This window comes from Staphylococcus arlettae (assembly GCF_025560845.1).
GTDB classification, from domain to species: domain Bacteria; phylum Bacillota; class Bacilli; order Staphylococcales; family Staphylococcaceae; genus Staphylococcus; species Staphylococcus arlettae.
Genome location: NZ_CP094803.1, coordinates 60,365 through 87,188, shown reverse-complemented (window position 1 = coordinate 87,188; position 26,824 = coordinate 60,365). Strand labels below are relative to the sequence as shown.

Here is a 26,824-nt window from a genome sequence, read left to right as displayed (position 1 = left end):
ACTAAGGGAGTGTTTCGATGTATAAAATAGGTATAGCCGGAGCAGGCGCAATGGGTGGACGAATTGGTGTTTCCATAAAGGAAGCAGGGTATGATGTTACACTTATAGATTATTGGGAAGCACACGTCAAACGTATTAATACACATGGTATGGACATTAAAACAGAGACGGAGAACTATACTGTCGACATTCCTGCTATATTAGCGCAAGATGTAACAACTGAATTCGATCTGATCATTATATTGACGAAAGCGATGCAGTCTGAAGCAATGTTAAAACATTTACTAGCAGCCGGCTGCATCCACGAAGATACAGCGATTATGAGTATGATGAATGGATTAGGTCATGAAGAACGATTATCACAAATCGTCCCGTTATCACAAATATATCTTGCCGTAACGATGTGGACTGCAGGACTACGTGCTCCAGGACAGTTGTTACTAGAAGGAGAAGGCACTATCCATTTACAAAGAGCTGATGGCGAAATGGATAGTCATACGAATACCATACTTCAAATACTTAACAAAGCAGGACTAAATGCACAAATTAGCGACAATGTGTTCGAAGCGATTTGGTCTAAGGCGACCTTAAATAGTGTGCTAAATCCATTATGTACCATTTTAAACAAAACCATTCACGAATTTGGTAGCTACCCGCATTCAGCTGATATGGTCAAGCCTATCATTGATGAAATTGTCGCAGTCGCACAAGTCAAAGGTATCGAATTGAATAGCGATGAACTTTTACAAAAAGTCGAAGCAGCTTATCCCAAAGAAGCGCAAGGCCTGCATTACCCTTCCATGCACCAAGATTATGCAAACGGACGTTTAACTGAAGTAGATTACCTTAATGGTCAAATAGCTGCGTATGGGCAAGAAGTCAATATACCGACACCTCGTAATACCATGCTCACCCAGATGATCCATCAATTAGAAACAAAATTATAATAACAAGTGGCAGTGATTTGACCAATTGTTTTCTCAATGAAGTGTGGAAGCACACTTCATTTTTTGTGACTATTAATTTACTTTTTAAAACTATTCTATAAAATATTAACCTTCATCAAAAACTCTATATAATATTAACTATATGTAGAGTGAATGTAGGACATACAATGCAAATTTGAAATGAATAGGTGATGTATATTGGATATCCAATTAGCACAGTTAACTATAAACTTTAAAACAGAAGAACCTGCTCCGTTTTTTCAAGTAAATAACGACTATAGAGTAAGATTCGATATAGACAATATTAATCGTTCGAATCTTACTCACATCATAGATATGCTTTTTAATGACACGGACAATATTAAAATTTCTTATTACTTCGGTACATTAGTTCCATATATTTTCAAAGAACCCACTCGCATAGGCAAATATATTTCAATTAATAGTTGGGAAGAGCGATTATTTGAAGCAGAAAACGAATATGATAGTAAAGACATATATAAGATTGTCACCATTAAAAATGTTAAAAAAGCTGAAATAATTAATTATCTGTTGTACTTAAAATATGCGTTAAAAAATCCATATATGTGCATTTATAATGACTACCATTTACTCAGTAATAGTACGGATGTCATAGATATTGTGAGTAGTTCTACGGGTATGATCAATAACTTAAAAACACGCTTCGCCCCCATTGTAGACCACTTTTATGATGACCATACGAAATGAGACTGGAACATATCAATAATGTTCCAGTCTCTTATTATTTATATATTTTGTTTTAGCAATCTCAATTCACCATTAGTCATTGATTTTAAAATCAGTTCTAATGAAGTCACACAACCCGACGGCTTATTTTAGTGGTATTGTTATATGTTTAGCAATGTCTTAAGAGTCACACCTTTAACTTAATCATGATTTTATATCGATCCAAAACCTACGAATACACTTACCATTATCCTCTATATATGGCGTTCCTTCTAGACCTCCAGCATTTTGAATTACTTTTGCTGAAGCAATATTATCTTCATCACAGGTTACCAGAACTTTTTGGATACCCAGTTTCTGACAAACTTTTAAGGACTCTAATAAAATTTTTGTCGCATAACCTTTCCTTCGAAATGAAGGTGCAACACCATAACCAATATGTCCGCCTCTTTTCAAAAATGCTTCCGTTAACTCATGTCGTATATTTGCAGCACCAATAATCACATTGTCTTCTATATAGAAATACGTTGAATTTTTCATCCAATCCTCGTTAGATTCTTGATATTTCCAATCACTCAACATCTCTTCAAAATTCAAATAACGATTAAACCTAGTAGAGAATGGAACAATTTTATCAGTATGCTTCCAGTCATCCCAATATTTTAAAAATGCTTGTTTATCTGCTTTAGTCAATTTACGGAACGTCATTATCTCATCACTCCCTATTTGATGGTTTTAATAAATCATCAACAAGATTTTATGTTTATGCATCCTACTCCCTGTTATTTATTACATTATAACGCTACTACGTATCAGGTAATAGTTATAAGGCTATATCGTGTGAATTGGTACAAATACATACCACAAGATAAACCTATGTTCACATGTGTGAGTCCTCTTTAATTTAAGCATGATGTTTTTATCTCTTTTTTCCATAAAAAAGAGTATATCCTACTTTTCAACGTAGAATATACTCTGTCAAAACCATCTTTTTAAATATATATTGTAATCAATTTTGATATTAATGACACGTTAAACTTAATAGTTCTCGGTGAACTTTTTTACTTTTCCCACCATTTATTTTTCTCTTTAGCATAAGTGATCGATAAAGTACGGCGTTCTTTTTCCTTATATTTTCTAGAACGTTCTTCAAGTTTTATCCGATCATTACTTAAGATTTTCATAAACGATATCATCAACATAATAAAGATAAGAATTAAAGGTACTCCTGCAACAATAGACGCTGTTTGCAAGAGATTTAATGCATCATCTCCACTGATTAAAAGTAACGAAAACGGCAATAATGATAGTGCAAAAGCCCAGAATAAACGATTCCAACGATATGGTTCGTCCTCTATAGATGTTTGCGTTGCACCTGCTAAAATATAAGATCCTGAATCAAATGTTGTCGCAAGATAGAGAATCGCAACGATTACAAAAATAGCAGTAACTAACTTACTTAACGGTAGTTGATTCAGTACAGACATGATAGCTACTGGTCCACCTTCATTCTGCAGTACTTCAGTAACTGAGAAAGTGCCAGAAAGTTCTAACCACAAACCATAATTACCTAGTATGCCGAAGAATAAAACACTACCTAATGTACCATAGAGAATTGTACCTAACACAACCTCTTTCAAGTTTCTACCTTTAGAAATTCTAGCAATAAACAACCCAACAAATGGGGCATAAACTAACCACCATGCCCAATAAAACACAGTCCAAGATTGCGGAAACGACTCTTCTGGTATGTCTTTGCCAACACCACCAAAAGGTTCTAGCCATGTCGCCATTCTAAAGAAATCACTGAACATTAGCCCTAAACTAGAGAAAGATGTTTCCATAATAAATACAGTTGGACCGAATATGAAAACAAAAATCAACAAGCCAAAGGTCAACCATATATTGATATCACTTAGTATTTTGATACCATATTTTAATCCTGAATATGAGCTAATAGCAAAGATTAAAGTTGCAACTACTAAAACGCCAATTCGAATTGCTAAACTATCTCCATCGATATTAAAAATCGAACCGATACCTGCGGCAATCATTGGTGTCCCAAGTCCTAAGGTAGTACCGGCACCACCAAGTAAGCCAAATATGAATAATACATCAATTATTTTTCCAATCCAGTTATCGGAATATTTGCCTAATATCGGACGACATGCGTGACTGATTTTAATAATCGGTACCTTTTTTACATATAATGAATATGCAATTGGCAATGCTGGTAGTACGTAGATTGCCCAAGCAATAGGTCCCCAATGAAAAATACCATATGTCGCAGCAAAATTAATTGCTTCTTCACTTCTAGGCTTCAAGTAAAAGGGAGGCGACTCAATATAATACGCCCATTCAATAACTCCCCAATATAGAATACTTGAACCAATACCAGCACAAAAAAGCATAGCAGCCCAACTCAAAGTGCTAAATTCTGGCTCTTCTGATGCTTTACCTAATGTGACATGCCCATACTTTCCAAAAGAAATGTACAATACAAATATAAGTACAGCAAGCCCCATACCTAAATATAAAGCACCAATTTGCCCAGTCACCATATCATTTAAGGTGAGAATAATTTGTTCACTGACTGTTGGAAAGAATATTAAAGGAATGACAACAGACAATAACACAATAACTGCTAAAATAAACGTTCCCCAGTCCATAGCTTTAAAATGTTTCATAAAAACCCCCAATAGTTAATAGAAGATCACTCCTCTTTGAACATATATAAGGATAACAAAGTATCTGACTATGTCAAATGGACCTTAAACATAGCATTTAGCTCAAATCACTACACCTCCAGGGTTACTTATTACAATTTCGTAATCATATTCAAGGTTACACTTTATAATATAGTTGCTAATTCAATGATTCAACTGGTTAGCTGCGGTGGTATGGTGAAAGTAACTTAAATACCTAGATAACAATGTACAAAAGATCAAGAAGAAAACAATAACACTAGCTTGCAAAATAGTACAAGAAATTTAGCCATTCTGTTGCATATCTAAGATTATCAATTTTACTACTAGTTATGGTTCATCCCGTGAATTTTACTATCTAAAACCTTTTTCCAATAATTTTCACGATCCAAAATAACATCTACTTTCGATTTGGTATCAAAAATTTCTAAAATTGAATATTGAAAATGGTTAGTAATATGTTTGCTATAGACCAATTAGATGGTTACAACTAAAATTAAAAGGGAGTGTGACATCTAATTTAATAACAAAGATTGCGTCGACCCACTCCGGCTAGGCTGACTAGCATTGCAAAGAGCTTGATATGAAGCGCATTTTCAATACAGTCAGAGTCAGCTACTGCCAATATGAAATGATACTGGGATGAATCAATATTATCCCAGGCCTTCTTAAAATTCATAGATATTTAGTGTTGCTACACCATTATTATACTTACAATTTATCTAAGTTATTATGTATTTGGTATTGAGCTTTGTTCTTCTGCCAATAAAACGGATTCTATTTTGGGTAAATCATGTGTTAAGAATTCATGGAATTTTTTCTCCACTGCTCTAATTATATCCTCATATTCAAGATGTTTATTATTAGAATAAAGTTCTTTGGTAAAGATACTATTATAAACAGGTGTCATTATCTTTTTAACTTTCTTAAATACATCTGGATGTTCTAATGCTTTAGCATGTAAGTTTTTGCGGGTTGTTTCATCACTTGGGCCAATCAATAAATGTAGACTTTTCCGGTCATAGTTGTTTCTAATTTCAAATAGTAAATATCTATTAGATGAAGTCCATTTTGAATCATAGTTATTTCTTCCCATTTTCTCATCTAACTTTTGTGAAGTGAAACGAATTAAACTTTTACTACTATCATCTAAAATCAAATTATCGTCTTCTTTAATAATACTTTGTATTTTGTTAGAAATATCACTATGTATATCTGGTTTATATTCGAATATTAAATCTAATGCTCGTTTATGTTTAAAATAAATTTCTGTACATAATTTTTCTAAATTTTCGTCTTTCATTATATATCTCCTTAATATATCTATATATTGATTAATAAAACTACTTACTTTAGGATTTATTGTATCTTTTTTTAGAGCTACTATTGTCTCTAGACAAGTAATAACATCTATATAAGACATACTTGTCCAAACCTCGGTATTACTTGAATCCTCTGCCTCTGGTGTTAAAAAGCAATAAATCTTTTCATAATTTAAAAACTCTGATTCTATTACATTTTGATATCGTTTCAATTGCCCTTTACTTTCTTTACTCCAAATCTTATTTTCAATAGCTATGACAACCTTATTAGCTTCGGAGATAAGCAAAATATCAATATGATTCCATTCTCTACGCACTGTAACATCATCAAAATCTTTTAATAATATTTTTAGAATAAAGCTATCAGCTTTTTGTACTGTTACTTTATTCAAATAAACCTCAATAAACTTTTTAATAAATAGATCCTTCAACCCATGGACTTCATTTGGATTGAATAACCAAGCAAGCATGTTACTATGTCTAATTTCTGTATTAACGGTTCCCAATATCTCAAAAACACTAAAATTATCTATATTTGCTTCTATTTCATTTAATCTATCTACATCCTTTATAAATTCAATCAATAATTTTTCATCATTATTCATCTAACATCCTCCAACACTATAATAAGCAAAAACGCCACATTTTCTATAAAGTGCGTTGTTCATCAATTTATTACTATCATGACATTGAAATTCTTACTAATCCTTATTCTATTCTAAGTAATACTTAACTGAATTGAATTAAAAGCATAAAGAGCACCGCTCTATATAAGCTACATGGGTTATCCCTACCTTTTCACACCATAGAAGAACCCGAGACAAATCCATGTCCCGAGTTCAAAATTAATTTCAATTTATGTTATTAGGTTTACATAATAGGCCATTATCAGAACTACACAAACATCTTCTGTAAAAAGCCTTTTTTACGTTGTTTTAATACTCCTATTTTACTCGACTGTTTTTCAATCAGTTCATCGAATTTAGTAAAGAAATTACCAATCTTTTCTTGTTCTTCTTTAGTATTAGAAATATTCATCATTTTATTTTTTAAAATACTGTAATGGCGTTTATATCCTTCTGGTTTTACATTGAAATATTGTAATAATATATAAAGATAGTGAATTAAGCTACCATCATTACTTTCTAATAATTTAACTCCATCTCCTCCAATTATAAACGGTTCCTTTATGTACTTAATTATGGTTGTATGATCTCCATACACAATCACATTATTAAAATCTTCTATGGCTTTATCCTTTTCGTTGGAATATCCTAAAAAAATATCTTTTCCTTGATCAACTACAGGTATAATTCCATTTTCAACTACTTCAGAAGATTTTATTTGATTATTTTTCGAAGGTGCTAATTTAAATATGTCTAAAAACTTTTTGCTTTCCCATTCTGGATAATCGTTCCCATTATCATCTTTAAAACAAATCTTTTGTGAGAAAATTTGTTGCATATATCCCTTTTTCTGTTCTTCTAACTTCTCTAATTTTTGTTCTTCTAATTCAATTTGGCGATCAAGTTTGCTGAAAAAATCACCAATTTTTTGTTGTTCTGTCTTAGAAGGTGAATATATTATTAAACTTCTTACTTCATTACCAGATATAGATTCAAAAGTGCTCCCTTGGGAAAACTTTTTCCATTTATTTTCATTATTAAAATAATCTAAAAAATAATATATAAATAAATTTGAAGTTATAGAACATACCCCTCTGCCAATACAAACCGGCATTTGTGAAATACCAATTTCTCCCACTGGAGCTCTTACTGATAATAATATGTCACCTATATTTGCTAATTTAGTTATCTCTTTAGTGAAAACACGTGGGAAAACTTTTCCATTTTTTAAATCTGCATTACCTTGAACTAGAATCATTTCTTGAGAATCATCTGTATAGTTTTTACTGTTTGGACTTTGGCCCATTTGAACATTAGCTATTTCATTTAACAACTTTTTTTCCCATTCATCTACAAACCCAGCAAACCTCCACTCAGGTACATTCTTCACATCATTAGTCATGTTTCAACACTCCTAATTCTTTTAAATACTCGTTAATTTCTTGTTCTACATCTGTGATTTCATCATCGATTTGATTTAAGTCTTTTTGAACTTGGTCTAGATCAATAGGTTCTTCTTCTTCAAATGTATCAACGTATCTTGGAATATTTAAGTTATAGTCATTGTCTTTAATTTCTTTAAGACTTGCTGTATAACTGTATTTATCAACAGTTGCTCTGTTTTTATACGTATCGATGATTTTTTCGACTTGTTCATCTGTTAAGTGGTTTTGATTTTTACCTTTTTCAAAGTCATTCGAAGCATCGATAAATAAGACGTCTTTGTCTTCTTCACGACACTTCTTAAATACTAAGACACATGTTGGAATTGAAGTACCATAGAAGATATTCGCAGGTAATCCAATCACTGCGTCTAAATAGTTTTTCTCTTCAATAAGGTATTTACGTATTGTACCTTCAGCTGCACCACGGAATAAGACGCCATGCGGTAAGACTACCGCCATTGTTCCTTCATCGTCTAGATAGTGCACCATATGTTGGATAAAGGCGAAGTCTGCTTTTGATTTAGGCGCTAATTTCCCATAATTACTAAAGCGTTCATCATCATTAAATTTACTGTCCGCAGACCACTTCGCACTATACGGAGGGTTGGCTACCACAGCGTCAAACTTCTCATCTAAAAATGCTGGATTTTCGAGTGTGTCATCATTTTGAATGTCAAAATTTTCGTAACGTACATCATGTAACAACATGTTCATTCGAGCTAAGTTGTATGTTGTATTGTTACGCTCTTGACCATTATAACGATAGACAGTTGTTTCTTTACCGACACGTAAAAGTAACGAGCCTGAACCACATGTAGGGTCATAGACATTTCTTAACTTGTCTTTACCTAATGTTACAATTTGAGCTAAGATTTTTGACACTTGTTGTGGTGTATAGAATTCCCCTGCTTTTTTACCGGCATTGGCCGCAAAACGCCCAATTAAGAACTCGTAGGCATCACCTAACATATCTATTTCCATATCACTATGTACAAATGGTAAATCACCTAGATTAACCATTACTTTACTGATGAGTGCTGTACGCTCTTTAACCGTATTACCAAGACGTGTAGAACTTAAATCCATATCGCTAAACAGACCGATGAAATCATCTTCACTGTCTTGGCCAAGAGTTGATGTTTCTACTTTTCGAATCGCTTGTGCTAAATGTTCAATATCAAAGCGTTGGTTTTCAATTTCTCTAACCATGCTACTGAATAAATCTTGTGGTTCGATATAGTAGCCCACATTTTCAATCAATTCAGCCTTTATATCTTCTTGGTACTCGGCATCTTGCCAAGCTTCTTCATATGTTAAATCTTCACCTGATAATGCTTCTGCAACTTCTGTTTCTGCTTTTTCTGATAAAAAGCGATAGAAGATAAGCCCTAAAATATAATTACGGAACTCGCTGGCATCCATATTCCCTCTTAAATCATTAGCGATAGACCATAATCGTTTATGCAATTCAGCCTGTTGTTGGCGTTGTTTTTCTGTAATTGACATGTCATTTCCTCCATTTATTAAATCGCTGTATACTTTTTTATATCATTGTAGTATGTGTTTACGACGCATATCAAAACCTCTGCAATATTTATTATTACAAAGGTTTCCTATATTTGCTAGCTACTATATTTTTCTGTTACTTCTTCGATAAATGACGTCACTGCTTTTTTCGTTTGACGTTTTTCTCGTAATTTTTTATCGCCGACAAGTTCCTTAAGGTGATCTTGATTCACAATACCACTATATTCAAACTCACCTGTAATTGCCTTCAATATTTTCTCATCAACAGCTTGTTGGTGGGCAAAGTGGTTAAATTCCGCTTCACGTTTTGCCTTTTCAAACAACATGTAGGCTTCATCTATATTATCTTCTTCCGTCAATTTAGGTATAACTTCATCGATAAACTCACGAATTAAATCACGTTTTAAGCGGAGTGTTGGATCATCTGCATTATCAAGTATACGTCTGATTTGTTCACGATTCCGTTGTTGTTCAACTTTGTCTTTTAAATCTATTTGACGCACAAGGTCCATAATATATGACACATTAATCATATCATTACGTAGGATCTCTATTTCGAAATCAATATCATTCAAGATAGAGACTTTTTCAACTTCACCACGTTTAGGTTTTACTTCGTCATATATCGCAAAGTATTTACTCTTATAATCTTCAAATTCTTGCTCATCCATACCAATACTTGCTGATGTGAAATCAAACTCATCGAATGCTTTCAATCTCAGCACAAGTTTTGAGACTAAACGGAAAGCTTCGACAAATGCTTTTTTCTCATTTTCATCTTGAACACTATCCATATCTTGAGGTTTAAGTGCCACAGCTTTTAATTCGGCTAAAGCGTCCACAAACTCTGCTTTATATTCATCATAATCTCTCATTAACACACGATCTGTATCTTCAGTTTGCGAGAACAGTTTTAAAGCGTTATCTGTATTTTGTTTCAAGTCACGGTAGTTCACGATTTTACCAAACGGTTTGGTTTCTTTTTCCACGCGATTCGTACGTGAATAGGCTTGAATTAAGTCATGATATTTTAGATTTTTATCTACATATAACGTGTTTAATACCTTACTATCAAAGCCAGTTAAGAACATGTTAACCACAATAAGTACGTCAATTTTATTGTCTTTAACACCTTTTTTCACATTTGTAGAAATATGATTAAAATACTCTTGGAAGGTATCAGTCGAGAAGTTAGTGCCAAAATTAGCATTATAATCTTCAATAACATCCTTTAATTTATCTCTAGAATGTTTTTCGTCAACGCTACCTTCTTTACCATCTTCATTTGCGGCATATGAAAACACACCAGCTACTTTTAAAGGATGTTCGTAGTCCTTACTAATTTTTTTAAACGCATCATAATATTTAATTAATGCTGGAATACTCTGTACCGTTAAAATAGCAGAATATTGTCTATTTCTTGTATATTTATCATGATTTTCCGTAATATGTCGTGCAATGAGTTCAACACGTTTATCAGATAACCAGACTTCATCGGTATTAATCCCCTCAACGAGTTCTTCTGTATTTGTCTCTATGTTTTGAGCTTTAATAGTATTGATATAATCTACTGAAAAGCCTAATACGTTACCATCATGAATCGCATCTTTAATAAGATACGTATGTAAGCATCTCCCAAAGATGTCTGCAGTACTTCTGCCATCCTGGCTTTGATTCTCTTCAAAACGAGGCGTTCCTGTGAATCCAAAGTATTGTGCATTATTAAAATGTTGTCGCACAATGCGATGCATATCTCCAAATTGACTCCGGTGACATTCATCGATGATGAATACTACTTTATCTGTCTTATATTGATCTAATGCTTCTGCATTATTTTGAATCGCTTTAGACATTTTTTGAATCGTTGTAACGATTAGCGGTAAACTCTTATCATTTAATTGCTTAACAAGTTGCGTCGTATTTTTCGTCTTATCTACTGAACCTTTAGAGAATTTATTAAACTCCTCTTCTGTCTGGCTGTCTAAATCCTTACGGTCGACAAGAAAGATGACTTTTTTGATATCATCTTGTTCTGACAATACTTGACTTGCTTTAAATGACGTCAATGTTTTACCACTGCCGGTTGTATGCCAAATATAGCCATTATTACTCGTTTCCGTTGCTTGATGAATCAACGCTTCAACAGCATGAACTTGATATGGACGCATCGCCATAAGAATATGGTCTGTTTCATTGATAATCATATAACGTGAAATCATTTTAGCTAAATGACACGGTCTTAAAAAGGTTTCCGTAAATTCATTTAACGTATTGATACGATTGTTATCTTTGTCGCTCCAATAAAACATATGGCTTTTATATATTTCACCATCGTTGTTAGAAATATAGCGCGTTTCAATACCATTACTAATAATGAACATCTGTATGTAACGGAATAAGCCTGTATAATTTTGTTTACGATAACGCATCACTTGATTAAATGCTTCATTGATATCGATACCACGACGTTTGAGTTCAATTTGAACTAAGGGTAAGCCATTAATTAAAATCGTGACATCATATCTTGCTTTATATGAGTCCTCTACGGATACTTGGTTGGTAATTTGAAATTTATTTTTACACCAATGTCTCGTATCTAAAAATGATAAATACACTTCTGATTCATCATCTCGTTTCAAAGGCATTTTATCACGTAATATACGTGCACTCTCAAATATTCCTTTACCATCAATCATTGTTAACAAGCGCTGAAATTCTTTATCTGTTAAAGGTTCCCCATTTAATTTATTTGCATGGCGTTCATTTAATATTGTACGAAAATTATCTAATAACTGTTGTTCATTTCTAATTGTTACAGTTTCATAGCCATTTGATTTTAGCTGTTCCATCATTTCAGTCTCTAACGCAAATTCACTTTGATATGCCATAACATCCCACCTTTATCTCTGTTAAAACCAATTATAATATATAAAGCTATTTAGGTGGTGTGGATTTTTATTTTTTTATATGATTATCACAATATTTTAATAGCCTAAAACATAAAAAGAATGAATTTTACTAAATTTCACAATCTCCTCAATATCAAAATGATCAATTATATTTATAAGCACTATCTTCACCTTTATACAAATCCTACATTGCATTTCATAAATACAGTTATTTAAGTGGCTGGAAAATCTTTTTAAAAACAACTGTAAGAATACTTAGATTTTATCTTTATTAACTTCAATATTATAAATAAATTTATACACTCCTGGTATAGCAAAAAGTTGGTCTTCATAGTATGAGCCACCATAATAACTAATTTTTTGAAAGTCACTATAACAAAAATTGGGATGTTCAATACTTTTTATTCTAACATTGGAGAGTTCTTTTTTTTGCTTTATTATTGTCATATCTCATCTTTATATTTAACAAAGCACTAAATGTAAAAATCGTTATAGTAATCATAAGAATATAAGTTGTTATCTCAGAGGTAATCTCTGTCATTTGATATTGATAAAAAATATCTCTTATAGTATTTACAAATTCCTGATTTGAAAAGATAATTTGAATATCATCAGGAAGTTTAGAAAAATTAGGATCTTCTTTAAAATTAAGTGAAGGTTTTTTATACTATTCATTAATAGTGTAATAATTAATAAAACAATATTGGGTATACCATTAATAAACAACTGATTTTTATGTAGGTTTCTAATAACATAAGGCTGCGCACTAAAGCATATGAAGGTGTAAGATAAAACAGAAAATAGAATAAATAATACTTTCAACAAAATTAAATTTTCTATTGCTTTAGTCTCATGTAAAAATAATACAATGAAAAAAGAAATGAAAGGGACTATTAAAGTGATAGCACTCGGAAATTTATAAAGTACAGTCTGTAGTAAACAAAATAAGAGGGCAATTAAAATGATTATCAAAAGTATATTAATCAATGGCTGAATTATAGTTGTTACATTTAAAAGAAAAGTAATAATAAATAGAAAAATCAAACTAAAAACATACATTACCGTGTTTAATTTCTCATGATAATTTCTAACTAATTTTTTATGCTGTTCTTTTTTATCATCTAGTATTACCCAATATTTAAGTAGATTAGCATATTTTCTATCTTGATACACATTTAAGAAAAAGTTTTGTAAGTTCTTATTTTTAATATTTATAAAAAGTAAAATGGAAATAGTTAACAAGAAGTAAACTATAGTAATAATAAAGGGTCCATAAACTATTTTTTGTAATATTATCATCCATATAATAATAAAAAAAGCATATAATAGTGGTTTAAAATTCAATTAATTTCATCTCCAATAAATAGCAATTATAAAGATTAACTTAAGAGACACTATAATACAAACATGTCTTTGTTTCATCATTAAAATGTTAATATTATATTGAAACCAAGGCACTCAGTGATATGTTACTACCTAAAGCCATCTCTATATGTCATTACTAACGAATCCTGTTCATTGCAGAGTTCATATTTACCATATCTACTTAATGAGAGGTCGTTTTGTTCAACTATTTCTTTAATATCAACTTCTTTAGTTTCGCTTCATCTGTAAATACTTTGATATTTTTGTTGTCCGATACAAATAATATTTTCATAAAAACCTTAACATTACTTCTTATTTGTTCTTTCACGTCATTTTCTTTTGACACATTAAAAAAGCAAGGCTCATAATTGCCTTGCTTTAAGTATGAAAAATTCAAGTGAATGCTTTTATACTTTTTAGTTGTTTACTTCACATCTACAACTCTAAATTCTTGGCATACTAAATCTATATCAAATGAAAAATCTATATTATATGAACTTAGTTCTTTACGGAAGAATCTTTCATGCTTATTATACCAGTACTCGTAGCTTAAATCACCTTCACCTTCTAAAGCGGCAAATGCTTCCGTAACTTCATTCATCGGTGTGATACTAACTTTTGTGAATTGTATAATACATAATGGTTCACTTTTACCATTTAAAACAATCCCATACTGTCCTACTGCTGGTAAATCTTCTCCATCTATATCATGTAAACATTTTGCTGAACAAGTTGCTCTTTTCACACCTTGAACAACCAATGCTCCTAAGTCATTGCCCATTGCTTCTGAGCCATCTCCAAACATCCATGCTTCAGGCTGACTTTGCGATAACTTATGCTTCTTTTGAAATTGTTCCCAATACGTTTTTACACTTTCCATTATTATCCCCTTTCTATTTGAAACCTAGACAAAAGTGATATTTCAAAAAATCAAATTCCTTTAACTTTCACGTATACATATTGATATATCTTTTCTAAAGCATACTTAATATTCTCTCTACTTTCAAATGTATATGAGAAGTAAAAAATACGGTTATAAACTTATGTCTATAACCGTACTTTTATTTTTATCATTTTGTATCCATTATCTTCCTTCTTTGCGTTCTCTTTCTTTTAGTACATAGCTTAATAAGTCTAACATAAGACGTGCGGCAGTCTGACCTGTCATGCCAGTTGGATCATATACAGGTGCCACTTCTACTAAGTCAAAGCCAATGACTTCATTGTGTTTGGCTACGGCTTTTAATAATTCATTTACTTCATCATACAGTAAGCCACCTGGAGATGGTGTTCCTGTCCCTGGAGCAATCGAAGGATCTATGCCATCGATATCAATCGTGATATAGAGTTTTTCACCTTCTGGGATACGTGCAGCTAACCCTTCTGCCCCTTGATCACGCATTTGTTTGGGTGACAAAATGGTTGCACCGTAGTCGCGTGCAGCGTCAACATCTTCTTTTAAACTACTACTTATGCCACGGATACCGTATTGATATATATTTTTCACGTGATCCATTTCAGATAACCGTCTAATACAACTGCCATGACCATATCGTTGTCCTGAACGATGATCCGCCCAATCTAAATGGGCATCAATTTGTAATACATGGAATGGTCCTAACTCTTCAAGACCTTTACCAGTAGCTGCTGTAATTGAATGATCGCCACCGATAATGACTGGCATCACACCTTTATCAACAATGCGTCGCAATGTTGCTTCGGTATTATCATGACTTTGCATAAGGTCCCCATGGACGATATCCACGTCACCTACATCAAATACTTTCCACTTAGGTCCTAAATAAGTGATGTCATTTTCAATATCATAAGCACCATCCAAGCCAAAGCTATATAATGTAGAACCTTCTCTGACACCTCTAGGTCCCATACGTGCACCTGATTTCCATTGTGTTCCCATATCATTCGGTACACCAATCACTGCTACATCTGCATTAAGTTCCTTTAATTTGTCAATATCATCACATACGGGGTATTTACCAAACGTACAAATTCCGGTAAATGGTAAATTTAATGTTTGTTTTTCTTCTGGATTCATCATAATAAAATACCTCCATTTATTTAAAAGTTTAGATACAATTAGGCTTCAAAGACTTTTCATACATGGTTGCAATTAAGATAGCGATTGAAATGATGCCAAAAGCTAATGGGGTTAACATACCTAAGGCACCTGCTAAATGTTCATTGTGAAACAATTCCACAAATGAACTATATACCGCAGTAGAAATCGCAATACCAAAGGAATAACCTAACGAACTCGCCATTTTATAAATACCTGAGCCGATACCTACTTTATCGTCACTCACATTAACTAATAGTGTATCTAGTGACGGTGTTGCGTATAAACCAATACCAATACCTGCAATTAAAAATCCGATAAACACTACAATGATGTAGGGTAAATTAGGTAAAAATGTAAAAGCCCCAAAACTCATACCAACGCTGGCAATAATAATTGAAATAAACATTGGTTTATATGGTCCAATCTTTTGTAATAAGCGCTCACCTACACGAATCATTAATAACAAGGCTACAATATTACCTAATGTTAATAACCCTGTTTCAAATGCTGTAAAGCCTCTCCCAACTTGAATATAAGTATTCGCTACAACGATTGTACCTGCGATACCATTTTGTAAAAAGTTCGTCAGTACCGCACCGGTAAATGGTTTGGACTGAAATAATTCAAAATCTATAAACTGATGTTTTCTCGTTCTTTCAAAAAAGATAAATGCAAACGTTAATACGATAGACGCTATAAACAAAGCAACAATAGGGAAGCTTAACCATCCTAAGTCTTGCCCTTGGGTAACAATAATATTAATCACTAATAGTGTTACTACGAAAATTGAAAAACCGATGATATCAAATTTCTCTTTATTCACTTTAGCTACTTTTGTTTCTTCAATATTTTTCAGTAAAAACATTGCAATAACTGCAATCACAATCGACAGTACAAATATCATTCGCCAGTCAAAGTAAGTTGCGATTAAACCACCAACAAATGTCGTTATACCACCACCACCCCAAGAACCAAAGGACCAATAACTCAAAGCCCGTTGACGTTCACTTTCTTGAAAGGTAGTTTTTATCAAGGCTAATGTGGCAGGCATAACAAGCGCTGCTGATAATCCTTGTAGTACTCTGGCAACAATGAGTAACACCGGTTCTGTTGCTACAATGACAAGCAATGAACCAACGATACTTATCACTAAGCCAACATACGTCATTTTCTTTCTCCCAAGCCTATCAGCAATACCGCCACCAACGACAATAAATAAGCCACAAAACAGCGAGGTTAAACTTGTGGAAATATTTAAGATACCTGATGACACTTTGAGATCTTTTTGCATTGTCGGTATGATATTAATCATTGATTGTGCAAACAGCCAAAACGTTAATATTGCTAAAACCATGCCTAAAATATACAAATCTATTTGTCTTTTAGCTTTCATGGCAATCCCCCTTTGATTTGAAGGTTCCTTCAAATTAATTGAAGTTTAGCACCATGATTATCATTCGGCAAACAGATTTCTGAATAGTCTGATATTTATAACTTTTATAATTCACTAACAAAACAGGATAACATCAAGGTTTAGTTACATTATTTTGCGATAATATGTCAGCAGTTATAAAATTTATTTATATGCTTATAAAAGTACTTAACTTACAACAGAAAAAAGCATTAAGTAGCTCAAGGTTACTTAATGCTTGGACTTATTCTACGTCAAAATAAGTTTTACAAAATGCGATAAAATGCTTGATATCCGTATTCAGCGTTTCTTCTCTATAGAATAACCATGTGTTCCTCATAATATCCTCACCATTTTTAAATTTTAAATCTTTCATATAAAATTGGTCATCTTCTACAATGCAAGACTTAGGAACAATGGCATAGCCCATCCCTTTTTCAACAAATTTTTTACAGATTTCAATTTTATCAGTTTGGCAGATATTTCTTGGGTACGTATCGTAACGTTCATTCCACCAGTCGTTGCTTAATTTCGTAATAGAATTTTCTAATTCAATATAGGTATTAAAATTTTGATGTGATTTATAAACAATGCGGTATTCTTTTGGCAATTGCTTCAAATTGATTGGTTTATTACTAATTATAGTTAACGGATCTTGTTTCAACAACATTTTTTTGCCGTACCAATCGTAGTCTCCTGTTAAAATACCAACATCCAAATCATTGTTTTCCAACTGCTCTAAAATTTCTACACTCCAACCACTCGTCATAGCAATATAAATATCTGAATATGCTTCATAGTACTGTTTCATTAATTCTGGCATCGTATATATAGCAAAATTAGTATTCGCTCCTAATTTCATGTTCCCTTTGAGTCCTTCTCGCAGTTCGTTAATATGCGACTTTAAGTTTTGAATTTCAAATAGCACTTTGTTTGAAAATTGAACGAGATATTCACCCTCTGGCGTGAATTTAAATTGATTCCCTACTTTTTCTATAATTTTAATCCCAAAATCTTTCTCAATTTTCTTCAATCTATATGATAATAACGGTTGAGACATAAACAAACGTTTCGCAGCCTTAGTAAAACTTTGTTCCTGATTGAGCATCGCTAAAATTTTATAATCTTCTTCTTGCATCATAAATCCCCCTTATTCAACCCACTCATATTCATTTTACACTAGAATTAATATATTCCATATCATTACTTGTGTGCATTTTATTCACTTTCAGAATTAACTTTAATTGCACTTCCACATAATCATTCGTGTATTTGTTTATTTAATACCTATAAAGGTTATTTCTTACATATAAGCTGAGCATACAATTATAATGTTATATGTAGTTTTCAAATTAATATTTAGGAGTGATATGATGGATAAATTAAAAAATAAAGTAGCACTTATCACAGGTGGTGCTTCGGGTATTGGTGAAGCAGTTACAAGACGCTTTGCTGCAGAAGGTGCAAAAGTTGTTATTGCAGACCTTGATATTAATAAAGGTAATCAAATTATCGATTCTATTAAACAAGATGGTTATGAAGGCATTGCACTAGAGGTAAATGTCGCAGAAAAAAGTTCCGTGGATCATGCGGTGAACTCAGCACTAGAAGCATTTGATACCATTGATATTTTATTTAATGGTGCTGGTATTCACGATGGTTATAAAAATGCATTAGAAACTGATGAAAATATGTTTGATAAATTAATGGCTGTCAATGTTAAAGGTCCTTACCTATTTGCGAATGCAGTGTTACCCATTTTCTTAAAAAACGGTGCAGGTAGCATTATTAATGTGGGCTCTCAAGGTTCAAAAATGGCAGGTGTAGGTGGTAACACTTATGTAACAAGTAAACATGCGATTGCTGGTTTTACAAAACAATTAGCATTTGATTTTGGTGACAAAGGCATTCGTGCTAATTTGTTGTCACCTGGATTTATCAACACACCAATGACAGATAATATTGAAGATCCACGAATTAAAAACATTCCATCTCAACGTCAAGGTGAACCTGAAGAACTCGCTGCAGCAGCGCTCTTCTTAGCATCTGATGAAGCATCATATGTTCAAGGTGCAGAATTAAATGTAGATGGCGGTTGGACAGTAGGAAGATAACCAACATTATACAACACTATCAGTTGTTATAACTGAGATTTACCTATACTTAAATAAACTCAAAACAATGGACTAATCTATGTAAAAATAGATTAGTCCTTTTAAATTAACATTGCAGTATAGATGAAAACTTCTTTAATTTATAAAATCAGCTTATGATATCGAAAGGCAATTTTATTGTTAAAAGTTTAGTAAACCGCTTCACTTATATGCTTATCGGATTGTAATTTTGATGGCCCACAGACAATGAGTGACTAAAATCCCAACATATTGGAGCCGAAATTGGAAAAGAATAACAGGATTCAAAGAATCAGACACATAAATAGTATTCTCAGATGCTTCCTATATTAGTTCAGACATTTCATTAACAATGATTTCATTTCTATATCCTTTATATAATAATATGCCATCTTTCCCTCTTTATAAAAATTAAGCACACCTCTTTTATACAAAGTTCTCAAATGATGAGATGTTGTAGCAATACTTAAGCCTAACGTTATAGATAAATCACAAACACATAATTCCTGTTCTTTAATTAAAGCTAAAATGATTTTTAACTTATTCTCATCACTAATCTTTAATAATGTATCAATAAGATGCTGGGGTTTTGCTTCTTGTAAAAAACTCATAGCATTATCCACTTTTGCTTCGTGAACACAAATGACGTCACAAATTTTATTGCTACTCATAATTAATCACACCTTAATTTAGAATATAAATCCTAATATGGTTTGAATCGTCTCATTTTCAATAATAATAAATAATCCTAATACTATATAAATAATAGCCATAATCCAACGACTCAATTTCTCAACGATTTCACCCACTCCAGGAATGCTAGATAATTTTTGTGCTGTGAATACTAAACAGAAGATTAAAACTAAGAATACACTTAAAGTAGTAAGTAATTCTACAATATCTAATGTTACAAAATAAGGAACAAATAAACCAATATTATCGGCACCACAACTGGCTATCGTGACTATGGCAACAGTGCCTACTAATTTTGATAGACCTTTTTTGCTTAATTCTTTTTTAGCTCTTTTTTCTCCTTCACAATCATCATAAATAGCAACTTTTATACCTAAGTAAATTGGAATTAAACCTAATAAACCGAGTATCCATTGCTCTGGAACATAATTTAGGACAAATGCTAAAAATAAGCTGATTAAAATTAAGATAACAGATCCTAAATACTGACCTACATAAATATCTTTATATTCTTTTTTAGTCTTTGCTCTCGCAAAAAATATTAATAATATCACTAATAAATCTACCGCAGTAGCAATGTAAAGTACTGCTGCAGTTCCAATAGTCTGAATCATAGTGCACCTCGTTCAAATATGTATTTGAATGAATTGTATCATGTTTGGTGTTCATTTATGAATTGTTAAAATTGGGAAAGCGGAATTTTTATAGAAAATTATATAAAATTAGAGAAACATTGCCCATAGATAAACAATATTTCTCTAATTCGCTATTTATTAACAAAATAATGGGAAGTTACGGTTTGCGTTGCAAATGAATTATTTTGATTTATAACTTGCGCTTGTGATTTGACCTCCGTCAACAATCACATCTTTATCTTGGAATGGTTCATTATTAAAGAAACGGTTTAAAATATCTTTTGTACCTTCTTCAATACGTTGTTGTGCTTCTAAAGTCATACCTGAATAATGTACTGTCATCGCATTTCTAGGCATTGTTCTCCATGGATGATCCGCTGGTGCTAGTTGTGGATACCATACATCTCCGGCATATCCTTGGATATGTTTGGCATTTAAAAGTTCTACTAAATCATTTGTGTTTACTATTTTACCTCGTGCAGTATTAACTAAATAACTGCCAACTTTCATACGGCTTAATACGTCATAATCAAATAAATTATCTGTATCTGGTGTAAGTGGTGCATGAATAGTAATGGCATCACTTGTAGACACAAGTTCGTCGAAATTAACAAATTTTGAATTTTCATTGTCTTTTTGATTTATTGGATCATAATGTTGAATCTTAACGTTAAATGGTGCTAAGCGCTCAGCAACTAATTGACCAATTCTACCAAAACCAAAGATACCAATTGTTTTGTTTTGTAATTCGTGTGCATGATTTCCCACTTTAGATAGATTCCATTCACCTTCAACAGATTGTCGGTGACCTTCTTCATAGTTACGTAATAAAATTAATAAATCCATAACTGCATGTTCTGCAACACTAACTGTATTACTACCTGTTACTTCTACAACGCCAACATTATTTTCACTAGCTGCTGCTAAATCTACATGGTCAGAACCTACACCAGCTGTAATTGCTAATTTTAAGTTTGGTGCCTTTTCAAGACGTTCTTTCGTCATATAAGCTGGATAGAATGGTGCACTAATCACAATCTCCATATCTGCTAAATGTTTATCTAAATCTGCCTCATTATCAGTTAATATAACAAGTTCATGGCCTTTCTCTTCTAAAAATGGTTTTAAACCAATTGCTTTTTTAGTATTTAATGTTTGATTTTCTTCGCCTTCTACATACTCTGGAAATAATGCTACAATTTTCATCACCTTATACACTCCTATAATTGTTTTTAAATTACCTTACTGTCAATGCAACAAAAAATACCTGGCACTATTCGCATATACTACCCCCTTGAATAAATGATTATTCAAGCGTAGTTAGCAAACAGCACCAGGTAACTTACACCAGCACGCTTATTCTATTGATTTATCGAAAACAAATATTGACACTACTTCATCATCAGTAAAATCAACATCTGTAAATAACTTTACATAATTGGCTCCGACCAATTTTTCCATTTCGTCGGTATTAATTTCGTCATATAGATTTTTCACTTCTTGTGTCCGTGCATGACGTACCATTTCTTCATTACGTTCATCGCGTAAGTAAAAGTTTTCTACTTTACTCAACGCGCCAGTCATAAACGCTATTGCCCAGTTTCCTTTAAAATCTACTTCGATTTTTTCAGGTCCTTTAGTAACATATTGTTTACGATAGGCCCGAACAAGATTTGCAAAAGCTTGCTCTTTTTGTCGTTTATCTATTTTAGCTCACATTTTCTATTTAAGAAGCGTTTTCAATTAGGTTACATTTTAAATTTTTCAAGAGATTCGCTCATATTTTAGACAAAAGTACTTTTATTACTTAGTTGAATTAATTTCGATAAAAATTAACAAACCGTATCATTGTATAGTCCTTCTACCATATTTGTTATTTTTTCACATAAATCATTAAAAAATAAAGACCATATAATATAGTCTTTATTTTGCAATACAATATTATTTTTCATCGTCTATTGAATTATGCAATACATTTAGTACAAGCCCGCTCACTGGTACGAATGTTTTACGTTTTGTAGATTCTGTAATCACTGAAGTTAAATCTTTATAAATTGCATCTAATGTTCCGTTATTTTTATATTCAATGACTATGCCATTCCATAAAATACTCATATTCTTGAGTTTCTGCTTCAAATTCCTTAGATCTTATTTCAAAATGGTGTTTGGTATAAAAACGCATAGCTCCTTGATTTTTCTCATATACATGTAGGTTAAGTGCATTATAATCTTTTTTTAATCTTTCCAGAATTAACCTTCCTATACCTTTATTGCGGTAATTTTCTATAATAAAAATACCTGCAATGTATTGTTCATATAAGCCAGCAAATCCGACAATTTGGTTATCAGCATAGTACACATAAATTGTTGAATCTGGGAACATTGTTTTTACTTTAGTAAAGTTATCAACCCAATAGTCACGTTTTATAAAGTCATGCGCATCTAAATTGGAGTTCAACCATATATATGAAATCTTTTCTATTAACTCAGAATCCATATTTTCTAATTTTTTAATCATAACATCACCCCTAACACAATATAATTAAATTTCATCTATGATAGCAGACTTAATCCATTTATTAAATGCTAACTTTATAATAATTCCGAATTACTATGATTTATTTTGTATATCATGGTTTTTAATCCCTTAATATGACGCTGTTAATTTAAAAATGAGCTGATACTCATTATAAGTATCAGCTCAGGTAATGGGATATTCTACTACTTTAATATTGTTATACGAAGATCATGATTTTCTTTCTCTGAACATTAAAGTTAATGTTTTTACTTATTGTTATTGTTCTTCTCCAACTACTGTAAAACGTTCGTTTTTATGTTGTGCATTTTCAACTTCGTCTATAATTGCAATTGCAAAGTCAGCATAACTAATATAACTATTACCCTTTGAGTTAACTAATAGATTATCTTTACCTGCTTGATAACTACCTGTTCTGGCACCTTCTGCATTAAAGTCAGCAGATGGGCTCACGAATGTCCAAGTTATATCTTGTGCCGCTTCTAAATCTTGTAAATTTCTGCCTTGGCCTGTTGCTGTTGGTACAAATATTTCAGGAAATTCTGGTGTCTCAATCAATTTAGTTGTTTGTGCTTCATCTACATATAAGCTACCAGCGCCACCTACGATAATTGCTCTTGTATTTGTGCCTTGTAATGCTTCAATTAATGCACGACCTGCTATTACATGTGCTTCTTCTTCACCAAGTGGTGCACCAAAAGCATTTACTACTACATCTAAATCTTTTAAGTCTTCTGAAGTAATATCATATATTTCTTTTTCTATGACGTTTACATTATTATTTGATACTTTTGCAGCATTTCTAACAATTGCCGTTACATCATGACCTCTGCCAATCGCTTCTTCTAATACAAGACTACCTACTTTACCAGTTGCTCCAATAATTCCAATTTTCATAATAAATTCCTCCTAATTTTGTAATTATAAAATATTTAAAACAAATCCAAATTTGATTTAAATAATGATTCTCACTGTTTAGCTCACACTCTAACAAGAAGTGGCATCAAGACCACATTGCAAACCTTCAGTAATATTGTCTTGAACTAAGGTGGTTACTGCATTTTTCATAAAATTTATTGAACACTTTTGATTGTAATTGTAATGGTTACAGTTACATGTTGGTTATACGGATAAAATTATCCGTTATTCATTAGGATTTTATTAACAATATTGTCTAGTGTTACACTTTTTAATACAGCTTCCATGGCATCCTGAGCATTTTCTAAAATAACTTCCAACACAATTTGAATATTTGCACCAACCGTACAATTGATATTAGTATCTTCATGTATTTGGAATAGATGTCCTTGTTCAACAACTTCCACAGCTTTATAAACATCAAACAATGTAATCTCATCTAGTGATTTCAATAACCTAACGCCTGAGTTACCACGTGACACTTCAATAAAACCAGCATCTTTAAGTTTCCCCATCAATCTTCGAATAACTACAGGATTCGTATTAACACTATCTGCGATTTGACTCGATGTTAAAGTATATTCTTTTTCTATCTTTAATAAAGCTAATATATGAACAGCTACAGTAAAACGACTGCTTATTTTCATTATTAACCACCTCATGTAACCATTATAGTTACAACTTTAGTTACAGTCAATAGAATTGTATTGAGTATTTTAAGTTACATATGATATGCTCCTCCCTATCAGTGATTTTACTAAACCTTTTATATTGCTTAAAAAAATAGGCAAGTTAGTATTTAAATAACTCACCTATATGTTTATAAGGATATTCATTTGATTCAAAATTTGTATTATTTTAATTCTAAACTAATATTAAATGATAGGTTTCTGTTTACAATAGATTTATCAGCACCTTGCTTGGTTCCTCTATTTTTATGGGATGCTTTATATTCCTGAGACGCTTGCCAATGTTTGTAAGCTGCTTCGTCTTGCCAAAACGTAATGATAACATGATGTTCATGTGTACTATGTGGCTTTAGAAATAATAGATTTTCAAACCCTTCAGTATTCTCTAGATGTTTATCTCTATTTAAGAACACACGCTCGAAGTCTGCCTCTAAACCAGGATTAGCATATAAATGGTTTAAAACTGCATAACCATATTGTGGCAAATCATTAATTTGTTCTAATATAGTATAGTGATATGTCACATTAAATCTATTAATAGTTACCTCATTATTATTTTTGTCTAAATAAATACGATGTATTTCATTTTTCAACAAATGAATCACTCCTTTTTATTGGATGATATGTCAAAATTGCTTAAATTTATCCATAACATAATCTCTACTATTTTTATGATTCACGATAGTCTGTGGATAATCTTTTCCAATTTCAATATGATAAATTTCTTGTAACTTGTCTTTATATTTAGTTGGATCATGAATGTATTTACTGCTCACATCATTAAATATTTCTAGCTGTGTTTTAATAAAATACCCTTGCCCATCAAAACGCTCACTTTGACGTATAGGATTAAACATTCTGAAATAAGGCACTGCATCTGTTCCAGTTGATGCTGACCACTGCCATCCATGTACATTAGATGCATTATCATAATCTATCAAATACTGTCTAAAGTACTCCTCCCCCCAAATCCAATCAATAAATAAATTTTTCGTTAAAAATTGTGATACGACCATTCGTAAGCGATTATGCATATATCCTGTACGATTCAGCTTCTTCATTGCAGCATCAACGATTGGAAAGCCAGTTTGGCCTTTTCTCCATACTTCAAAATGTGTTTTATTATACGACCATTGCATGTTTCGATATTTTTCAGAAAAAGATTTAGTTGCCGTTTCTGGATACTGTGTCATTAACACATAATAAAATTCACGGAATAGAACCTCTCTTATAAAAGCTTCATAATTTGTTTCATCACTATCGTAACCTTCAAGTAAATCATTTATAATTTCACGAATATCGAGTAGTCCATATGCTAAATATTTACCTAATCCACTTACAAAATCCTGCGACACATCGTCAGTCAATTTATCATAATGAGCTATGTCACCATTTAAAAAATCATCCCAAGCTTTACGCGCTAACTTTTCTATATCTTTATTATTTTCAAATTTTAAGTCACTTTGATTTGAACCCTTTTCCGCAATTTGAGACAACTGCTTAACTTGATAACTTTTTTTAGGGGTGTGTACTAAGTCCTGACGATTTGCTTTATAAAAACTAGTAAATACTTTATAAGGCTGTTGCTGTTTATTAAAAGTCTTTGTTGGCTCAAAATAATGATTCACGCGCTGTCCAATTACTGTAACTTGGTGATTTTTAAAAGCCTTTTTTACATGAGGATAGTCATATATTTCTTTGTGATAACTCATAATATCTTTTGCTACTAATACGTGAGATAACGCCAATGTTTCTGCTAATTCACCTAGCTTTTCGTATGTGACAATATAAGGTTGTATATCATGCTTATCTAAAGCATTTACAAATCCTTTTACAACTTTATAGTAATAGTCACGTTTTACTTCTGATGCGTCAGTTAAATCTTCTAAAGGTAAGATAAAATACAATTTATTTATCTCATTTTGATGCTTCACTATATATTGAAAAAGTGGATTATCTTTCGTTCTAAAAACTCTGTTAAGTATGACTCCTAAATGCATTTTATTGCCTCCCAGCTTGTTTCATACAAATTCACTTTATAATTGTCCTTTAACTTAAGATTGTGTTTTAAATCATATACCCGTTTTAACTTTTGTATAATTCACTAAAAAATAAAATAAATTTTAATACCTTACATATTATAGGCAACTTCAGGGTATATTATTATCAGAGGTGA

24 protein-coding genes are annotated in these 26,824 nt (G+C 32.0%); 3 read left to right on the top strand and 21 right to left on the bottom strand.

What is annotated here, in order from left to right; all coding sequences use genetic code 11:
• The first annotated feature begins 17 nt into the window (after window positions 1-17).
• The gene (locus MUA37_RS00405) at window positions 18-947 is read left to right on the top strand and encodes a ketopantoate reductase family protein (RefSeq protein ID WP_142019197.1); all 930 of its coding nucleotides are present in this window, start codon (window positions 18-20) and stop codon (window positions 945-947) included.
• Between the two features lie 198 nt (window positions 948-1,145).
• Window positions 1,146-1,676 carry a hypothetical protein gene (locus MUA37_RS00400; RefSeq protein ID WP_021459559.1) on the top strand — a complete coding sequence of 177 codons (531 nt, stop codon included), beginning with the start codon at window positions 1,146-1,148 and terminating at the stop codon, window positions 1,674-1,676.
• 183 nt (window positions 1,677-1,859) lie between these two features.
• Here the strand turns inward: MUA37_RS00400 and MUA37_RS00395 are convergent, their stop codons facing one another.
• From MUA37_RS00395 to MUA37_RS00345, 11 genes are all read right to left on the bottom strand, one after another.
• Entirely contained in the window at window positions 1,860-2,363 is a 504-nt protein-coding gene (locus MUA37_RS00395) for a GNAT family N-acetyltransferase (protein ID WP_262624724.1), read from the bottom strand.
• A gap of 353 nt (window positions 2,364-2,716) precedes the next feature.
• Window positions 2,717-4,342: a BCCT family transporter gene (locus tag MUA37_RS00390; RefSeq protein WP_262624723.1), complete on the bottom strand. Its 1,626-nt coding sequence runs from the start codon at window positions 4,340-4,342 to the stop codon at window positions 2,717-2,719.
• 748 nt (window positions 4,343-5,090) lie between these two features.
• Window positions 5,091-6,287: a PDDEXK-like family protein gene (locus MUA37_RS00385; protein ID WP_262624722.1), complete on the bottom strand. Its 1,197-nt coding sequence runs from the start codon at window positions 6,285-6,287 to the stop codon at window positions 5,091-5,093.
• A 289-nt stretch (window positions 6,288-6,576) separates the two neighbouring features.
• A complete protein-coding gene (locus MUA37_RS00380; RefSeq protein WP_262624721.1) occupies window positions 6,577-7,710 on the bottom strand; it encodes a restriction endonuclease subunit S in 1,134 nt (377 codons plus the stop codon).
• Window positions 7,703-9,259 (bottom strand): type I restriction-modification system subunit M, encoded by a 1,557-nt coding sequence (locus MUA37_RS00375; RefSeq protein ID WP_262624720.1) that lies wholly within the window; start codon window positions 9,257-9,259, stop codon window positions 7,703-7,705. The genes MUA37_RS00380 and MUA37_RS00375 overlap by 8 nt, the downstream gene beginning before the upstream one ends.
• 116 nt (window positions 9,260-9,375) lie before the next feature.
• Complete coding sequence (locus MUA37_RS00370; protein ID WP_262624719.1) at window positions 9,376-12,168, bottom strand: type I restriction endonuclease subunit R; 2,793 nt, start codon at window positions 12,166-12,168, stop codon at window positions 9,376-9,378.
• Window positions 12,169-12,444: 276 nt separating this feature from the next.
• Entirely contained in the window at window positions 12,445-12,636 is a 192-nt protein-coding gene (locus tag MUA37_RS00365; RefSeq protein WP_262624718.1) for a hypothetical protein, read from the bottom strand.
• A gap of 1,342 nt (window positions 12,637-13,978) precedes the next feature.
• On the bottom strand, window positions 13,979-14,434 hold the full coding sequence (locus MUA37_RS00360) for an ASCH domain-containing protein (RefSeq protein WP_262615238.1): 456 nt from the start codon (window positions 14,432-14,434) through the stop codon (window positions 13,979-13,981).
• 204 nt (window positions 14,435-14,638) lie between these two features.
• A complete protein-coding gene (gene speB / locus MUA37_RS00355) occupies window positions 14,639-15,613 on the bottom strand; it encodes an agmatinase (protein WP_262624717.1) in 975 nt (324 codons plus the stop codon).
• 28 nt (window positions 15,614-15,641) lie between these two features.
• Window positions 15,642-17,033: an MFS transporter gene (locus MUA37_RS00350; protein WP_394371093.1), complete on the bottom strand. Its 1,392-nt coding sequence runs from the start codon at window positions 17,031-17,033 to the stop codon at window positions 15,642-15,644.
• 256 nt (window positions 17,034-17,289) lie between these two features.
• Window positions 17,290-18,183: a LysR family transcriptional regulator gene (locus tag MUA37_RS00345; RefSeq protein ID WP_103388334.1), complete on the bottom strand. Its 894-nt coding sequence runs from the start codon at window positions 18,181-18,183 to the stop codon at window positions 17,290-17,292.
• Window positions 18,184-18,418: 235 nt separating this feature from the next.
• Between MUA37_RS00345 and MUA37_RS00340 the strand changes: the two genes are divergently transcribed.
• Window positions 18,419-19,159 carry an SDR family NAD(P)-dependent oxidoreductase gene (locus MUA37_RS00340; protein ID WP_142019192.1) on the top strand — a complete coding sequence of 247 codons (741 nt, stop codon included), beginning with the start codon at window positions 18,419-18,421 and terminating at the stop codon, window positions 19,157-19,159.
• Between the two features lie 347 nt (window positions 19,160-19,506).
• Here MUA37_RS00340 and MUA37_RS00335 read toward each other — a convergent pair whose 3' ends face one another.
• The 10 genes from MUA37_RS00335 to MUA37_RS00290 form a co-directional block, all read right to left on the bottom strand.
• Entirely contained in the window at window positions 19,507-19,848 is a 342-nt protein-coding gene (locus MUA37_RS00335; RefSeq protein WP_214336547.1) for an ArsR/SmtB family transcription factor, read from the bottom strand.
• A gap of 18 nt (window positions 19,849-19,866) precedes the next feature.
• The gene (locus MUA37_RS00330; RefSeq protein ID WP_167868202.1) at window positions 19,867-20,484 is read right to left on the bottom strand and encodes a CadD family cadmium resistance transporter; all 618 of its coding nucleotides are present in this window, start codon (window positions 20,482-20,484) and stop codon (window positions 19,867-19,869) included.
• Window positions 20,485-20,685: 201 nt separating this feature from the next.
• Window positions 20,686-21,711 carry an NAD-dependent formate dehydrogenase gene (locus tag MUA37_RS00325; RefSeq protein ID WP_262615949.1) on the bottom strand — a complete coding sequence of 342 codons (1,026 nt, stop codon included), beginning with the start codon at window positions 21,709-21,711 and terminating at the stop codon, window positions 20,686-20,688.
• Between the two features lie 150 nt (window positions 21,712-21,861).
• The gene (locus MUA37_RS00320) at window positions 21,862-22,212 is read right to left on the bottom strand and encodes a Na-translocating system protein MpsC family protein (protein WP_262624917.1); all 351 of its coding nucleotides are present in this window, start codon (window positions 22,210-22,212) and stop codon (window positions 21,862-21,864) included.
• Between the two features lie 234 nt (window positions 22,213-22,446).
• Window positions 22,447-22,620, bottom strand: a complete 174-nt coding sequence (locus MUA37_RS00315) for a hypothetical protein (protein WP_232198727.1) — start codon at window positions 22,618-22,620, stop codon at window positions 22,447-22,449.
• Window positions 22,589-23,023 carry a GNAT family N-acetyltransferase gene (locus tag MUA37_RS00310; RefSeq protein ID WP_103388339.1) on the bottom strand — a complete coding sequence of 145 codons (435 nt, stop codon included), beginning with the start codon at window positions 23,021-23,023 and terminating at the stop codon, window positions 22,589-22,591. Before MUA37_RS00310 ends, MUA37_RS00315 begins: the two co-directional genes overlap by 32 nt.
• A gap of 276 nt (window positions 23,024-23,299) precedes the next feature.
• The gene (locus tag MUA37_RS00305) at window positions 23,300-23,938 is read right to left on the bottom strand and encodes an NAD(P)-dependent oxidoreductase (protein ID WP_262624716.1); all 639 of its coding nucleotides are present in this window, start codon (window positions 23,936-23,938) and stop codon (window positions 23,300-23,302) included.
• Window positions 23,939-24,177: 239 nt separating this feature from the next.
• Window positions 24,178-24,606 carry an Rrf2 family transcriptional regulator gene (locus tag MUA37_RS00300; RefSeq protein WP_262624715.1) on the bottom strand — a complete coding sequence of 143 codons (429 nt, stop codon included), beginning with the start codon at window positions 24,604-24,606 and terminating at the stop codon, window positions 24,178-24,180.
• A gap of 206 nt (window positions 24,607-24,812) precedes the next feature.
• Window positions 24,813-25,253, bottom strand: coding sequence for an antibiotic biosynthesis monooxygenase family protein (locus MUA37_RS00295; protein ID WP_232045969.1), 441 nt, complete (start codon window positions 25,251-25,253; stop codon window positions 24,813-24,815).
• 21 nt (window positions 25,254-25,274) lie between these two features.
• A complete protein-coding gene (locus tag MUA37_RS00290; RefSeq protein WP_262624714.1) occupies window positions 25,275-26,648 on the bottom strand; it encodes a cryptochrome/photolyase family protein in 1,374 nt (457 codons plus the stop codon).
• Window positions 26,649-26,824: the final 176 nt, after the last annotated feature.